The sequence below is a fragment of the Psychrobacter piscatorii genome, assembly GCF_043641605.1.
Classification (GTDB): Bacteria; Pseudomonadota; Gammaproteobacteria; order Pseudomonadales; family Moraxellaceae; genus Psychrobacter; species Psychrobacter piscatorii_C.
Genome location: NZ_JBHZRK010000001.1, coordinates 1 through 15,342 on the forward strand (window position 1 = coordinate 1; position 15,342 = coordinate 15,342).

At 44.5% G+C, this 15,342-nt stretch carries 12 protein-coding genes; 7 read left to right on the forward strand and 5 right to left on the reverse strand.

The features are described from left to right. Nucleotides 1-156: IS3 family transposase (locus ACHUET_RS00005; protein WP_394210314.1), on the forward strand; the 156-nt coding region annotated here is incomplete at its 5' end. A gap of 81 nt (nucleotides 157-237) precedes the next feature. Here the strand turns inward: ACHUET_RS00005 and ACHUET_RS00010 are convergent. The 3 genes from ACHUET_RS00010 to ACHUET_RS00020 all read right to left on the reverse strand — a co-directional run bounded on the left by ACHUET_RS00010 (nucleotide 238) and on the right by ACHUET_RS00020 (nucleotide 4,360). Continuing rightward, nucleotides 238-1,251, reverse strand: coding sequence for a hypothetical protein (locus ACHUET_RS00010; RefSeq protein ID WP_394209636.1), 1,014 nt, complete (start codon nucleotides 1,249-1,251; stop codon nucleotides 238-240). 191 nt (nucleotides 1,252-1,442) lie between these two features. Next, nucleotides 1,443-3,254: a YadA-like family protein gene (locus ACHUET_RS00015; RefSeq protein ID WP_394209637.1), complete on the reverse strand. Its 1,812-nt coding sequence runs from the start codon at nucleotides 3,252-3,254 to the stop codon at nucleotides 1,443-1,445. 659 nt (nucleotides 3,255-3,913) lie between these two features. Then, nucleotides 3,914-4,360 carry an MgtC/SapB family protein gene (locus tag ACHUET_RS00020; RefSeq protein ID WP_394209639.1) on the reverse strand — a complete coding sequence of 149 codons (447 nt, stop codon included), beginning with the start codon at nucleotides 4,358-4,360 and terminating at the stop codon, nucleotides 3,914-3,916. 257 nt (nucleotides 4,361-4,617) lie between these two features. Here ACHUET_RS00020 and guaA point away from each other — a divergent pair, with 257 nt between their 5' ends. The 3 genes from guaA to ACHUET_RS00035 all read left to right on the forward strand — a co-directional run bounded on the left by guaA (nucleotide 4,618) and on the right by ACHUET_RS00035 (nucleotide 8,310). Continuing rightward, nucleotides 4,618-6,228, forward strand: a complete 1,611-nt coding sequence (gene guaA / locus ACHUET_RS00025) for a glutamine-hydrolyzing GMP synthase (protein WP_394209641.1) — start codon at nucleotides 4,618-4,620, stop codon at nucleotides 6,226-6,228. Between the two features lie 229 nt (nucleotides 6,229-6,457). Then, nucleotides 6,458-6,610 carry a hypothetical protein gene (locus ACHUET_RS00030; RefSeq protein WP_394209643.1) on the forward strand — a complete coding sequence of 51 codons (153 nt, stop codon included), beginning with the start codon at nucleotides 6,458-6,460 and terminating at the stop codon, nucleotides 6,608-6,610. A gap of 98 nt (nucleotides 6,611-6,708) precedes the next feature. Next, nucleotides 6,709-8,310, forward strand: a complete 1,602-nt coding sequence (locus tag ACHUET_RS00035; RefSeq protein ID WP_394209645.1) for a hypothetical protein — start codon at nucleotides 6,709-6,711, stop codon at nucleotides 8,308-8,310. 77 nt (nucleotides 8,311-8,387) lie between these two features. On the opposite strand, the gene ACHUET_RS00040 is transcribed toward ACHUET_RS00035, so the two are convergent. Beyond that, nucleotides 8,388-9,392 carry a YhdH/YhfP family quinone oxidoreductase gene (locus ACHUET_RS00040; RefSeq protein WP_394209647.1) on the reverse strand — a complete coding sequence of 335 codons (1,005 nt, stop codon included), beginning with the start codon at nucleotides 9,390-9,392 and terminating at the stop codon, nucleotides 8,388-8,390. A 221-nt stretch (nucleotides 9,393-9,613) separates the two neighbouring features. Next, the gene (locus ACHUET_RS00045; protein WP_394209649.1) at nucleotides 9,614-10,591 is read right to left on the reverse strand and encodes a zinc-binding dehydrogenase; all 978 of its coding nucleotides are present in this window, start codon (nucleotides 10,589-10,591) and stop codon (nucleotides 9,614-9,616) included. A gap of 1,047 nt (nucleotides 10,592-11,638) precedes the next feature. Between ACHUET_RS00045 and ACHUET_RS00050 the strand changes: the two genes are divergently transcribed. From ACHUET_RS00050 to oppC, 3 genes are all read left to right on the forward strand, one after another. Continuing rightward, nucleotides 11,639-13,312: an ABC transporter substrate-binding protein gene (locus ACHUET_RS00050; RefSeq protein ID WP_394209651.1), complete on the forward strand. Its 1,674-nt coding sequence runs from the start codon at nucleotides 11,639-11,641 to the stop codon at nucleotides 13,310-13,312. 157 nt (nucleotides 13,313-13,469) lie between these two features. Then, entirely contained in the window at nucleotides 13,470-14,390 is a 921-nt protein-coding gene (gene oppB / locus ACHUET_RS00055; protein ID WP_394209653.1) for an oligopeptide ABC transporter permease OppB, read from the forward strand. Between the two features lie 43 nt (nucleotides 14,391-14,433). Continuing rightward, a complete protein-coding gene (oppC, locus tag ACHUET_RS00060; protein WP_087041773.1) occupies nucleotides 14,434-15,339 on the forward strand; it encodes an oligopeptide ABC transporter permease OppC in 906 nt (301 codons plus the stop codon). Nucleotides 15,340-15,342: the final 3 nt, after the last annotated feature.

Consider the following 15,342-nt stretch of genomic DNA (forward strand, 5'->3'; position numbering starts at 1 on the left):
TTAAAGTGCGAGACCATTTACATTGAAAAACCTCAAACCATTGAGCAGTTAGAGCAACAAATCCATGAGTACATTCATTATTACAACAATGAGCGTATTCAATTGAAACTAAAAGGACTGAGTCCTGTGCAATACAGAACTCAGTCCTTGGGGTAAACTAAACCGTCCAAGTTTTGGGGGGCAGTTCAGATGGCGGGGTTTTTATTGTTTATGGAATGAGCGGTAGTTTTTCTCGTATTATTGAGCAGACTTATAATAGTCAACAAGCATGGTGCCTAATGTGCCATTTTCATCAATCGTTACGATACTGACTTGACCTGTCTGTGAGGCGGTACTGGATTTCACTTGGCCTGCGTTACCCAATACGACCTGATGCTTATTAGTGGCTTTTACGCCATTACCAATAGCGATACTATTTAAGCCACTAGCCATTGAAATATTACCAATCGCAATAGAAGCTTCGCCTTCTGCGGCGGCCGCTTCACCAACAGCCGTTGCACGCATACCACTGGCATTGGCTAGGTGACCAAACGCTTGCGCACGTTCCCCCGTGGCTTTTGACTGCCAACCGATAGAGGTTGAACCCAAACCTGCCGAATTGGCTTGACCGCCGATAGCAGTCGCAGAGTTCGTACCTGCATTTGCTTGATTACCGACAGCGACTGTATCGTTGGTTCCGCCTGCCATTGCGGCTTCACCCACTGCCGTTGCACGCACACCGCTAGCATTGGCTAAGTGGCCGAATGCTTGAGCGCGCTCAGCGGTGGCTTTTGATTGCCAACCAATCGAGGTTGAACCTAGACCTGCTGCATTGGCTTGACCACCGACCGCAGTCGCTGAATTCATACCTGCACTTGCTTGGTTACCGACAGCGACGGTATCATTCGTTCCGCCTGCCATTGCCGCTTCACCAACGGCGGTTGCACGCACACCGCTAGCATTGGCTAAATGACCGAATGCTTGAGCACGTTCAGCGGTGGCTTTTGATTGCCAACCAATCGAGGTGGAGCCTAGACCTGCTGCATTGGCTTGACCACCAACAGCGGTTGCAGAGTTCATACCGGCATTTGCTTGACTACCGAGTGCAACCGTATCATTGGTGCCGCCTGCCATAGCTTGATTGCCATAGGCCAGAGCCATCGTGCTGCCATCAGCTGCCATCACGGCGGTAGTGCTAAAAGACGCTGCGGCGACTGCTAGAGCGAGTGTACTGATCTTTAGCGCTGAACGTGATGAGAATTCCATTTTCATAATTTTTTATCCTGTTTTTTTAAATATCAAAGTCTCGTAGAATAATCCAGTTAGATACTTATTAAGACTTGTTTAGGCGAGTTTATATACATTTTAATTGGTTGGAGAAATTTCAGTGATATCTACTGCGCTCTGCTTATATAAGCTCAAGGCGGCAGTAGATATTTATGAGCAGTTACTACGTAAATGAATTACCAAGCAAAAGTGACACCGCCGCGAGCGCCTACTTTTCCAGTATCAAGCCCGACACCTGCACCGGCCGAAATGGTCATGCTATCGCTCATTCTGCCAGCAAATGAAGTACTCAGTGCTGAGCTACTATTGTAATAGCCGGTACCAAATGACATGGCATAGCGCTTACCAGCAGGAATCACTGGCGTCTCTAGAGACAGTGCCATCGCGATACCGTCTTCGGCTTCATCCAAGCGATCTTCTTGACGATCATATCGACTACGTAAGTCGTTGAATTGTCTAGAGGTTGCTAGTGAGTCTACGCTGACACTGGTACCTAATGTACCGTTGGCATCAGTTGTGACAAGATTGGTCGTGCCTGTCTGTGTTGCGGTACTGGCTTGCAGTTGACCTGCATTGCCCAAGACGATCTGATTGTCAGCTGCTGCCGTTGCGCCGTTACCAATAGCGATACTATTTAAACCGCCTGCCACTGATTGGTTGCCTAGCGCGACAGAGCGCTCGCCCTGTGCAGCAGCATCTTCACCCACCGCAAGTGAACGCTCGCCAGAAGCGCTGGCTAGATGACCAAACGCTTGAGCTCTTTCTGCAGTCGCTGTTGCTCGCCAACCGACGGCGGTTGCTCCCGCTGTTTCGCCTGTCGATGTCAGGTTACCAGCATTTAGGTCAGTGCCTGCCGCTACTGTGCCAGTAAAAGCCTCGCCGCCCAATACAGTGGTTGAATTACCGTTCGCTTGCGTGTTGTTACCGATAGCCACGGTATCGTTAGCGCCGCCAGCAACCGCTTCATTACCTATCGCCACAGAGCGTTCGCCTTGTGCAGATGCTGCCTCACCAACTGCGGTCGAGCGCTCGCCCGTTGCCGAAGCTATATGACCAAAGGCTTGGGCACGGACACCGCTCGCAGTTGATTGCCAGCCGATTGCAGTTGCACCTGCTTGAGTGGCTTGAGCTTGCGCACCGATGGCGGTGGACGATGTTCCAGAGGCAGTCGTTTGACGTACGCCACTTCTGTCCCCACCTAATGCCACGGCATCCAGACCTGAAGCCACTGATTGATTACCGATAGCAATAGCGTTGCTAGCGCTGGCGCTGGCATCTTCACCCAAGGCGGTTGAGCGCAGGCCAGAAGCACTGGCTAAATGACCAACTGCGGTGGCTCTTTCTGCGGTCGCTGTAGCGCGCCAACCGATGGCAGTCGCCCCCGGCGTTTCGCCTGTCGATATCAATTCACCAGCATTTAGGTCAGTGCCTGCCGCTACTGTGCCAGTAAAGGCCTCACCGCCCAATACAGTGGTCGAATTACCATTGGCTTGAGCTCTGTTACCAACAGCCACAGTATCGTTGGCACCACCAGCAAAAGCGTCTTCACCAACAGCTGTAGAACGAACGCCGGAAGCACTGGCTAAATGACCAACTGCAGTGGCTCTTTCTGCGGTCGCCGTAGCACGCCAACCAACGGCAGTCGCTCCCGGCGTACCACCTGTAGAGGTCAGAGCACCTCCATTTAAGTCTGTACCTGCGGCTACTGTGCCAGTGAAAGCCTCACCGCCAACCGCGGTAGTAGAGTTGCCAGTGGTACTTGCTGCATTACCGATGGCTACTGTGTCGTTCGTACCACCAGCGACCGCGTTATTACCACAAGCGAGTGCTGTGGCACCACTACTAGTTGCGCCTCCATTAGTGCCATTATCAAGTCGACATTCAGCTGCCATGGTGCTGGTAGTGGCAAAAGATGCAGCGGCGGCAATGGCTAAGGTGAGAGTACTAAGCTTTAGAGCAGAGCGCGGTAAGAAGTCCATTTTTTTCATTTCTTCATCCTTTTTTTAGAAACGTTAGGGCTTGATGGTGTCGATAAAAAATACGGCAGCAACATTTATTATTAAATAGGTTATTCATTTGTTTTTTTGCAAATAACCGAACAATTGACTGCCTGTACTGCTATTGATGAGGCAAGCAAGTCTCAACTGTGTTACCGAGTCTCAATGTAGCAATATCACAATTAGTCTACTCGCTACCCTGCTGCGATAGTGCCAGTTGGGTGGATAAACCAGGGATATAAGCTGCTAAAATCGCTTGTTTTTTTTCACAAGGCAATACACCGCTTGTCCATGTGTTTTACTGGTGTTTTTGGCATCCACATTTATAATCTACATGATTACGTAACAAAGTTCGACTGATAATTAACGTCTGCTTTCAAAAAGTTACAGTCTAATTATTCAACAAAAAACACGTAGTTTTCGTAAGGGATTTCAGACCTTATGGATACTGAGCTGTGTAAAAATACTTAATAGTAAGGGGTGTAAAATAAATGATATTTAATAGCAATAAAATGCGCGCAGGAAAGTAATCAAAGGAGAGCAGCGTGGTAAATTGAAGTTAATATTACTGAAAAAAGGGTGGTTAGCAGATGATATTCTGTCTGAAGCTAAAGTAGATGGATAGTTGGCAAATCGAAGAGTAGAAAGAGTTAAGATTTGTCTTTATGCTTGGCTTTGGTTTTAAATGGTGTAGAAAATTGCAATATTAAAAATCCCACCACAGATAAAATGATGGCGATTTCGTAGCGAGCGTAAGCCACTGAGATACCGATCGCGCCAGTGTTCCAAAGTCCTGCGGCCGTCGCGGTGCCTTCTGCGCCATCTTTGTTTTTGACAATCGCGCCGCCGCCAATAAAGCCCATACCAGTGATGATGCCATACATAATGCGTGCTTGGGCATCGGGGCTGTCATAGATATCCATCCCTACCAGCATAAAGGCGCATGAGGCAATGGTAACCAAAGGAAAAGTACGCAGGCCTGCGCCATTGTCTTGAAACTCATGATTGAGCGCAATGGGCAGCGACAGTATAAAGGCGATACTCAGCTGCATGGCATGATAGGCCAGTAGTTTGAGGTTTAAATCAAACGCGAACATAATGTAAAGTCCCTCCCATATCGCACACTTGTACGATAACAGCGTCCACGATAACAATGTCCATGTCACCGTACTGTATTTTTTATACCATATAACGATAATGAGATGCCATATTTGGTATGCAGCGGTAGGATTATCCATTCTAAATGTAAGTCACCAATAAAATAGTTGCGAATAAACCGCACGTCAATCGCCATCATTGCCCCGAAACTTGTTAAAATAAGGCACCAATTTTTTTATTGATGGATACTCACCTTATGACGACCGCATCATCGACGCCAACTATCAAGCAAGACCGCATTTTAATACTCGATTTTGGCTCGCAATACAGTCAGTTAATCGCCCGCCGTGTGCGCGATTCTGGGGTGTTTTGTGAGATGTTCCCTTATGACATCGACACTCAGCGCATCATCGATTTTGGCGCAAAAGGCGTCATCCTATCGGGTGGCCCTGAGAGCGTCCATGCAGACAACAGCCCGCGTATCAATGACGCGGTGTTTGACCTAGGCGTGCCTGTATTGGGTATTTGCTACGGTATGCAAGCGATGGCAGATCGTTTTGGCGGGCAGGTTCATGCCAGCGATATTCATGAGTTTGGTGCGGCGACCATCGAAGTAAATGGTCACTCGCAGCTGACTGACGGTATCGAAGACAGCAAGACTGACGGCGCGGCTGCCAAGCTAAACGTTTGGATGAGTCATGGTGACAAAGTCATCGAAGTACCTGAAGGCTTTGACATCATCGCTAGTACGCCAAGCTGCCCGATTGCGATTATGGCCAATGATGATAAGCAATACTACGGCCTACAGTTCCATCCAGAAGTCACGCATACGCTACAAGGTCAAGCGCTGCTTGGTCGTTTTGTTCATCAGATTTGCGATTGTGCTGGTGAGTGGACGCCAGATAATATCGCTGATATGCGTATCGCGCAGCTAAAAGAGCAAATCGGTGACAAGCAAGTATTGCTCGGACTATCGGGTGGTGTGGACAGCTCAGTCGTTGCAGCACTATTGCACAAAGCCATCGGCGATCAGCTGACTTGTGTGTTCGTTGATAATGGTCTTTTGCGTCTGCATGAAGGCGATCAGGTCATGCAAGTTTTTGCAGAAAACATGGGCGTCAAAGTCATCCGTGTTGATGCTGAAGATTTATTCTTGGATGCGCTAGCAGGCGAGTCTGATCCAGAGAAAAAACGCAAAATCATTGGCAAAACTTTCATTGACGTATTCGCTGATAGTGCGCGTCAAGTGAGCGAGCAAAGCGATGGTAAAGTCGTTGAGTTCTTAGCACAGGGTACGATTTACCCAGACGTGATCGAATCTGCTAAATCACATCAAGGCAAAGCACACGTCATTAAGAGCCATCATAACGTAGGCGGTTTGCCAGATGACTTGGCATTTAAACTGATTGAGCCGTTACGTGATTTGTTCAAAGATGAAGTGCGCAAGCTTGGTATTACCTTAGGCTTACCAGCAAAAATGATCTATCGTCATCCGTTCCCAGGTCCAGGTTTGGGCGTGCGAATCCTCGGCGAAGTCAAAAAAGAATACGCCGATGTCTTGCGTCTGGCTGATGCGATCTTTATGCAAGAGCTTGAGCGTTCAGGCTGGTATGACAAGACGGCGCAAGCCTTTGCCGTGTTCCAACCAATCAAATCAGTCGGCGTGGTCGGTGATGGTCGCCGCTACGCGTGGGTGATTGCGCTGCGTGCCGTTGAGACCGTGGACTTTATGACCGCACGCTTTGCGCACTTGCCGTATGATTTGATCGAGACGGTATCGAACCGCATCATGAATGAAATCGCTGATGTGTCACGCGTGACTTATGATGTGTCGAGCAAGCCACCTGCGACGATTGAGTGGGAGTAACTTTTAATCAGAGCAAACTAAAAATCTGATTAGTTCAATATAACAATAAAAAAGCACTCAATTTGGTTGGGTGTTTTTTTTGGTTTAGGGTCTAAGTTAAAAGGGATAAGAAGCATAGTAAATTTACGTCGCCAGAATTATTGGTTATTTTGAGTACGGTTATTTATAGTTAACTTACTTACCCATTGGTAAGTAAAACAACTTATAACTAACTTATTAAGGACATACTATGAGTAACTCAAATAATTCAACACCCAACCATGAAGCAGATATTGAGAATTCAAATGGTGGTACTTCAGGTACGAATGAGACTTACCAACAAGCTCAGGACAACCATGCTAATCAGTTGAATCCTAATCATGAACCAACCAACTCTAAATAGGTTTTATAGTATCTTTATAATCAGTTTTTAAATCCCTCAGGCTTTCTGTATTCAGAAAACCTGAGATTTAATAATATAAAATTTTATTAGGAGTTGTTATGCCTGCTTTAGCTCAGTTTCCATCGCAAGGTGATCTGCTTAAATTTCTATACAATGCAACGGGTATTATTCCGTCAAAAAAACAATCTATTGTTGACCTTAATATACATAATAAAAGCTTACATAGAAGTTTAGATAGAGTAGCTAAAGAAGAGGGTGATTTCTTAAAGAATTTTGAAGAACATGCTGATGGGTTTAGGTCAGCAATAAACGGTATGTTTTCAAGCTCTATGTATGGTGATATATTGTTTGACCCACTCATTGAGATATTTCAGGTATATACTCAAACTGTATTAACCGACCATACTTATCTAGATAAGAAAGAATCTTTATCATTTCTGATCAATACTGCTTTCCTACAAAGAGCTACTATCTCAATATTTAAATACACACAGCACTATAGTAATTTCTTAAATATCTCTCTTCCACCTAATGGCAAATTTTGGTTCTTAGAGTATGACTATACAACGCCCTTAACCCGAGTTATGAATTGGATATACGACTGTGAAGACAAAAATCTAGAAGTATTCCATGACACTTCTAAATTTAGTACTAATGAATGTATTGATCAAATTGATCAGGACTTAGCTAATGTAAGAAATTGGTTATCTGGTACTGTTAAGCTACCACCATTTTCTAATATCTTAGATGTTTTCCATAGGGCGTTTACAGCTCACAAAATTGATAGTGACAAAAAAGATAGATATGTATTTTTCTTATTTATTGCTAGGTTCGCTACTTACTGCTTGGATAGTCTTTTTGAGAATACTGATATAAAAGAAGCACTAAAGATTCTTGTGAAAATGAAGTCATATTTAGAATTGATCGAAATTGACTATGAAATATCTTGTTTGGCATTTGATTCTCTAGAGTTGGATAGTAATATACAGAATGGTGAAGTAACTAGCGAACAGATATTAAGAAAGGCTAAGTTAGCAATGTTCTTTGAAATAACTAACAAGTGGAACGAGCATTTTGCTCAGTTTTCTCCCGAAGAAATAAACGTTTTGCCAGAAATTAGTAGGTCACCGAATAACTTTGTAATTAAAACTTTCAAAGACTATTTAGTCACTATCGACAGTCTTCATAATAATGAATTTGAGATAAATATAAAGAATTGTATTGAAGGCTACAGTGTGATGAAACAAAAGTATAATTATCAACAATGGCTAAACGAATACTACGGAGTTGGCAATGATGTCATTTATCCTTGGCTTGTACATTGGATAGATGGTATGAAGTCTTTTTGCAATAAAGAGTTTGAATCATCCCTTGCAAGTATGAGGAAAGCATTTGATACCATTAGATATTCAGCAGGTAATAATCAAATTAGATTCATAGAAGATTATATGCTAATAGCATTAGCACAGCCCAATAATGGAGGCAATGTACAAGGGTGGAAAGATTTTAAATTAGCATTCAAATGGGGTGTATTTATGAACCATTTCGACACTTTTCCAGAGTTTTATAATGATGTAAGTGATAAAGAGCTAAAAGTAATTTTTAAAGATAAGAAACAGTCTTATAAATCATTTTTAGGCAGTAGTTTTGATAGTAAAGTTTTAGCAAAGCTCTTATTTCATTGGAAGTATGATAGCTAAAAGTATTCTCATAAAAAAAGCAGCACCTCAAAAGAGATGCTGCCTTTTTTATAATATTTGACTGCTAAGCTAAAGAGTTAGCCCTTCACATTCACCACATAACGCCCAACCACTTTGCTCGACATAAAGCGATCTAGGTACTCGGGCGTTTGCTCTAGCATAATCTCTTCGCCATAGCTTTCTAGATTAGGCAGTTTCATATCGGTGGCGACACGCTGCCAAATGGCTTCTTTATCAGCTAGTGGAATATAGACCGAGTCGATACCCAGTAGTGACACCGCTCTAGTGATAAACGGCATGACCGTCATCGAAAACTCCGCACCACCCGCTAAGCCGCAACTGGTCACCGCGCCGCCCGCTTTGGTTTGCTTAAGCAAGTTAGATAGGTATTCGCCGCCGATGGTATCAATGGCGTTGGCCCATAGCTCACGGCCGATAGGTTTGCTACCGATTTCATTGATCGTATCGCGATGGCGCACTTCGCTCGCGCCCAGCTCTTTTAGATGCTCACTCTGTTCTGGCTTACCTGAAAAGGCAATCACCTCATAGCCGAGCTGTGCGAGGATAGCGATACTGATACTACCCACGCCGCCCGTTGCACCAGTCACAGCGACTGGACCATCACTGGGTTTTGCGCCCATTTTCTCTAGCTTTTGCACACTGAGCGCTGCGGTCAAGCCGCCAGTACCATAGGTCATCGCTTCTTTTAGCATCAGCGTTTCTGGACAGGCCAGCGCCCAATCTGCTGGTATAGAGATCATTTGCCCCAGACCACCATCGGTATTCATACCGAGATCATAGCCGAATACCAATACTTCTTGCCCTGCGCTAAACGTGCCTGATTTGTCACTGACGACCACGCCAGCTGCGTCGATACCGGGAGTGTGTGGGTATTGCTTGGTGATTCTTTTATTACCCGTGGCTGACATGGCATCTTTGAAGTTTAATGATGAATAATGCACTTCGATGAGCAAGTCGTTCTCTGGTAAGTCACTGACATTGCGCTCTTGGATGCTTTTTTTGAACTCGCCATCGCTGGTTTCTTCGACAACTAGGGCTTTAAACGTTTTCTCGTTTGACATAGTGATATCCCTATTACGTTTTATTGTTGATGTTCATAAGTCATGGCTTAACTATCACATGCTTCATTATCTCATGACTACAAAGCCACTAAAGCAAAAAAAGCCCACTGTACTTTAGGATAAATACAAATAGGCTTCTTCTTATTTTATCGTATCTCTAATGACAATAGTCATTGAAAGGTCAGTGTGTGAATTATAGTTTTGACGGTATTTTAAAGGTACTAAGGTTTTAATAGTACCTTACCTTTTTTGCCAGATTGCACATCACCTGAGACGGCTTTGGTAATCTCATCAAGCCCATAAACCGCTTCAATCGGTAATTTTAAATTGCCGTTGGTCGCGCGCTCTAGTAGCTCATCAATCAGACGTTGTTTGTTGTCCAGATCCATTTCTTGGCTGGTTTTGCTGCCCCAGAAGCCTTTAACAATCGCTTGCTTAAAGATCAGGCTACCAGCGTCGAGTTGCATTGGTTTGCCTGACATAATACCAAATGAGACTAAAGTGCCATTACTACCCAGTAACGATAGCAGCTCATTGCTTGATTCACCACCGACCGAGTCCACCGCAGCCGTGATCTTGTCCTCACCGATGATAGCGCGGACTTGGTCCTGCCAGTCATCATCAGCAGTGACGACATTGTTTTTGATATCTAGCGCGGTCAGCTCTTCTAACGAGTCTTTGCTACGCACGAGATTAATCGTATTCACACCACGTGCCGCCGCCAGCATGGCTAGTGTTTTACCAACAGCGCCATTAGCCGCGTTATGGATGATCCATTGTCCGCTATCCACTTCTAAAAACTCTAGCAGCATTAACGCAGACAGCGGCATGGCAATCAGCTGAGCGGCCAGTTCGTCTTCGATGCTATCAGGGATGACAAATACCATGTTGGCAGGGGCGACGAAATACTCTGCCCACGTTTCGTGCACACTGGCACAGGCCACGCGTTGTCCGACGCTTAAGTCTGTGACCTCATCACCGACCGCATCAATAATTCCTAATGCTTCACTACCACCAACCGCTGGCATTTCTGGCTTGTATCCGTATTGGCCGCTGACAGTCAGCATATCGTGGTTATGAATGGGGGAGAGAATGGTTTTGATACGTACTTCGTTGGCAGCAGGCTGCGGCATAGGACGTTCGCCCACGCTCAGTACATCGGAAGGTTTGCCAAAGTGATCATAAGTAGCAACGCGCATAAGTTATCCTTAATCAATTATTTGTTGTTATGTGTTTGGAACCCAGACCACCACGTTATGGTGTAGCTGTCGTACTGTGTGATCTGGTTTAAATATAATCAGTATGGGTCATACTATAGATAACAATAGACTGGTCGTCTAGTAAATAGATGATGACGTTATGTATGGTTTTGTTTCAGGTAGATTGAATGCTCAGTCATTACCTTGACAGATATTGGCATATACATATTTTGCCATTTAGCATTTCCATCATGATTTTGTCTCAGTCTTACAAAAATAAATAGAGGAAAAATAAAAGAATAAGACGCCTGCAATATAGAAAATAAGTTCGGATATCCAGACTGTTTTAGCATTGCTGCTATACCGTTATTTTTACATCAATTTTATAGACAGTGATTAGTTATTAAAAACAATGTTATAAGTAAAATTTACAACATTTTTCTAGAAATTTTATCTAGTAGCCTTTGAAAATCAGCACTAACAATAATAAATACTGAGCAAAAATATCAAATAAATTGTCTGAGTGATAAGTTTATGAGCGGTACTATATTGCTGATGAACGGTGAAATTATGACCAAAAAATGCATAATACAATCGAGATTCTATTTGATTTTTGTCTAGAAAAAATGATTTTTTCATGCTCCTGTCACGTCAATATGCCACTAGAGCGCACCAAAAATTGTTGACATTTATATTGTTTTTCATTACTAATGGTTATCCAATATATTACCGAATATTATCCATATTTATGCATATTAGCAGTATTAAGTTTCAATTTTGATTCAATGGTTACATCTCAATGGTTGTATCAAGCGATGAGCGATATAAAAGCAGACTGTGAAAACAGAACGGAAGATATAACTTTTAAACCTATGAAAAACAATGGTTTCAGGAGAGATAAAGTAGTTCTTACCTTTGATAATCATTGCCTGCCGCGACTATTGTGATAGCGATTGATGAAGTGGATAGTATCAGTATACGGATAAATTAAATGGACTTACTAAAACTGAGTAAATCTGCCCAGCCACCTATTCGCTAGGATGTTATATGATACCTGCCTCTAACCACCTTTTTAAATATGCACTTTTGCCTACTTGTATAGCACTGACTATGTTCGTGACTGGCTGTAGTGATAAGTCTGCAAACGATGGCACAACCACTCAATCTTCAAATATTGACCCAAATGTATTGGCTGATAAGCAAGAATTGGTTGTCAATAATGCCGCCGAGCCAGAGTCGCTGGATCCACACAAAGTATCAGGGGTTCCTGAAGCTGGTATTGACCGACAGATGTTTGAAGGTCTAACCAATACCGATGCAGATGGTAAGACCATTCCGGGTATGGCGACCAGTTGGGAGAGTCCTGATAATAAAGTATGGACGTTTAAACTGCGTGATGCCAAGTGGTCAAATGGTGATCCTGTAACCGCAGAAGATTTTGTCTATAGTCTGCGCCGTTTGGTCGATCCAAACACTGCCTCCCCTTATTCGAGCTATTTAGTCGATGCCAAAATCGTGGGCGCTGAGCAAATCGTTGAGGGCAAAGCGGGCATAGACACGCTTGGTGTCAAAGCCATCGATGACAAGACCCTGCAGGTGACATTATCAGAGCCTGTGCCTTATTTTCCAGATATGATGATTCATAACTCGGTCAAGCCCGTCAACCAAAAGAATGTCGAAGCGTTTGGGGATAAATGGACTGACCCTGCCAACATCGTGGTCAACGGCCCATACAAAGTCAGTAAGTGGCAAGTCAACGATCAAATCGTCCTAACGCGTAACCCTGCTTATTACGATGACGCCAATACCAAAATTGATACTGTCACGATGCTCGCGATTCCTTCTAGTACCACTGATGTGGCGCGCTATCAGGCAGGTGAGATTGACATGACCTACAATGAAGTTCCGACTGAGCAGTTTGCGTCTCTCAAAGAACAGCTTGGTGATGAGCTCACCGTCTCTCCTTATCTATGTACCTACTATTACGAGTTTAATAACGTCAAACCACCATTTGATGATGTCAAAGTGCGCCGTGCGCTCGCCTTGGCATTAGATCGTGACACAGTGGTCGATAAAGTCATCGGTCAAGGGCAGACAGCAGCCTATCAGCTGACACCAACTGCGACCAATGGTGATGTAAAAAATACGCCAGAGTGGTCAACGTGGGATAAAGAGAAGCGTCTAGCAGAAGCCAAAAAGCTGCTGAATGAAGCAGGCTATAGCGAGAGCAATCCACTAAAATTTGAGCTGCTATACAACACCAATGACCTGCATAAGAAAACGGCGCTCGCCGTCGCCTCGCTATGGAAACAATCGCTTGGCTTTGTCGATGTCAGTTTGATCAATAAAGAATGGAAAACCTACCTCGATACGCGCCGTAATGGTAACTATCAAATCGCGCGTGCAGGCTGGTGTGGTGATTACAACGAAGCATCAACCTTCTTAAATATCGTAAAAACAGGTAATAGTAATAACCACGGCAAATACTCCAATGCTAACTTTGACAGTCTCATGGCACAAACACTAAAACCAGGTGTGACGCCCGAGCAGCGTGTTGATTTATACAACAAAGCTGAGGCTGAGCTAGACAAAGACATGCCTTTATTGAATGTCTATCACTATGTCAGCCCTCGTCTCATTAAGCCTTATGTCATTGGCTTTTCTACAAAAGATGCCCTAGACAATTGGCAGGCAAAAGACTTGTCCATCGCCAAACACTGATAAATCAGGATTTTAATAGGTGAGTGCGATGTAGACCGCTTCGGCGGGCTTATCGCACGCGCTGCTATTGTTAGTAAGCAATTACTGCATGTTATATCTGTTGTATCCTTCCGGCTTTAATCAAGCTTATGAAGGGGCACTTCCATAAAGAGGTCTTATGTTAAAACTGATTTTTCGGCGTATTTTAGAGGCCATTCCGACCTTATTTGTTTTGATCACTGTCTCCTTTTTTATGATGCGCTTAGCGCCAGGCAATCCTTTCTCAGGCGAGCGTACCTTATCACCAGCCGTACTGGCCAATATCGAAGCCAAATACAATCTTAATGATCCTTTATGGTTGCAGTATGTCCATTATTTGGGGCAGCTTGCTGTCGGCGATTTCGGTCCTTCTTTTAAATATAAAGACTACACGGTCAATGAGCTATTGTCCCAGTCGTTTCCAGTGTCTATGGAGCTTGGGATTTATGCGTTTGTATTAGCATTGGTCTTGGGGCTGATATTTGGGGTATTGGCAGCGCTGAAGCAAAACTCATGGCTCGATTATGTGCTGATGGCATTTGCAATGACTGGGGTTGTGATTCCAAGCTTTGTCAAAGCGCCATTACTGGTGCTCATCTTTGCGATCATTTTGCATTGGCTGCCAGCGGGTGGGTGGAATGATGGCGCACTGCAAAACCTTATATTACCCGTCACCGCCTTAGCGCTGGCCTATACGGCGAGTATCGCGCGGATCATGCGCGGTTCGATGATTGAGGTAATGAACAGCCAATATATTCGCACGGCGAGAGCCAAAGGCTTACCGATGCACCGGATTGTCATGAAGCACGCGCTCAGACCAGCGATGCTGCCTGTGATTTCGTATTTAGGCCCTGCCTTTGTCGGTATTATTACCGGCTCTATTGTGATTGAGACCATTTTTGGTTTGCCGGGTATCGGGCAGTTATTTGTGAATGGCGCCCTCAACCGCGATTATGGCGTGGTGCTTAGTTTGACGATTTTGGTGGGTGTGCTGACCATTACGTTCAATGCCATTGTTGATATTTTATACGCCATGATTGACCCAAAGATTCAGTATTAAATATGGCAAATTATTATTTAAGTAGATTATTACAAGGACAACTATGAGCCTTATTGTAGACCAGCCAACCGACATCATCCTGTCGCCAGCGAAAGAGATTAAAGGCCGCAGTCTTTGGCAAGATGCATGGCGACGTTTTTATCAAAACAAGGCAGCGGTTGCCAGCTTCTTTATTTTATTACTGATTGGCGCTTTCGTCCTATTTGTCCCGTTATTTGCCCCTTTTGGTTATGCCGAAACCGACTGGAACTTTATGCAAGCCGCGCCTTCTATCGAAAATAAGCATTACTTTGGTACCGACTCTCTCGGACGCGACTTATTGGTGCGTACTGCTGTTGGTGGTCGTATCTCCTTGATGGTCGGGATAGCGGGGGCAACGGTTGCCGTGCTTTTTGGTACTGTCTATGGCGCGACGTCAGGCTATCTTGGCGGCAAAGTCGATATGATTATGATGCGGTTCTTAGAGATTCTAAGCGCCTTTCCGTTTATGTTTTTTGTGATTTTATTGGTCACGATATTTGGGCGTAACCTAATCTTAATCTTTGTCGCTATTGGACTGGTGTCTTGGTTGGATGTGGCTCGGATTGTTCGTGGTCAGACGCTCAGCCTCAAGAGCAAAGAGTTCATTGAAGCGGCTCATGTTGGCGGTGTCTCAGGCTTTAATATTATCCTGCGTCATATCGTGCCTAATGTGCTTGGCGTGGTCGTGATCTATGCCTCTCTACTGGTACCGACGATGATTTTGTTTGAATCATTTTTGAGCTTTTTGGGACTGGGTGTGCAAGAACCGATGACCAGTTGGGGCGCACTACTGCAAGAAGGCTCTCGTACCATGCAAGTCGCGCCTTGGCAGATTTTGATTCCGTCGGCTTTTCTGGTCATTACGCTATTTTGCTTTAACTTTATTGGCGACGGTCTACGCGATGCGTTTGACCCTAAAGACCGCTAGGAG

What these genes read in the sequence shown, in the direction of transcription:
- ACHUET_RS00045 (WP_394209649.1), bottom strand. Translation starts at nt 10,591, where the DNA reads ATGCGCGTTGCTACTTATGATCACTTTGGCAAACCTTCCGATGTACTG.
- ACHUET_RS00020 (WP_394209639.1), bottom strand. Translation starts at nt 4,360, where the DNA reads ATGTTCGCGTTTGATTTAAACCTCAAACTACTGGCCTATCATGCCATG.
- oppB (WP_394209653.1), top strand. Translation starts at nt 13,470, where the DNA reads ATGTTAAAACTGATTTTTCGGCGTATTTTAGAGGCCATTCCGACCTTA.
- ACHUET_RS00035 (WP_394209645.1), top strand. Translation starts at nt 6,709, where the DNA reads ATGCCTGCTTTAGCTCAGTTTCCATCGCAAGGTGATCTGCTTAAATTT.
- ACHUET_RS00050 (WP_394209651.1), top strand. Translation starts at nt 11,639, where the DNA reads ATGATACCTGCCTCTAACCACCTTTTTAAATATGCACTTTTGCCTACT.
- ACHUET_RS00010 (WP_394209636.1), bottom strand. Translation starts at nt 1,251, where the DNA reads ATGAAAATGGAATTCTCATCACGTTCAGCGCTAAAGATCAGTACACTC.
- ACHUET_RS00040 (WP_394209647.1), bottom strand. Translation starts at nt 9,392, where the DNA reads ATGTCAAACGAGAAAACGTTTAAAGCCCTAGTTGTCGAAGAAACCAGC.
- ACHUET_RS00030 (WP_394209643.1), top strand. Translation starts at nt 6,458, where the DNA reads ATGAGTAACTCAAATAATTCAACACCCAACCATGAAGCAGATATTGAG.
- ACHUET_RS00015 (WP_394209637.1), bottom strand. Translation starts at nt 3,254, where the DNA reads ATGAAAAAAATGGACTTCTTACCGCGCTCTGCTCTAAAGCTTAGTACT.
- oppC (WP_087041773.1), top strand. Translation starts at nt 14,434, where the DNA reads ATGAGCCTTATTGTAGACCAGCCAACCGACATCATCCTGTCGCCAGCG.
- guaA (WP_394209641.1), top strand. Translation starts at nt 4,618, where the DNA reads ATGACGACCGCATCATCGACGCCAACTATCAAGCAAGACCGCATTTTA.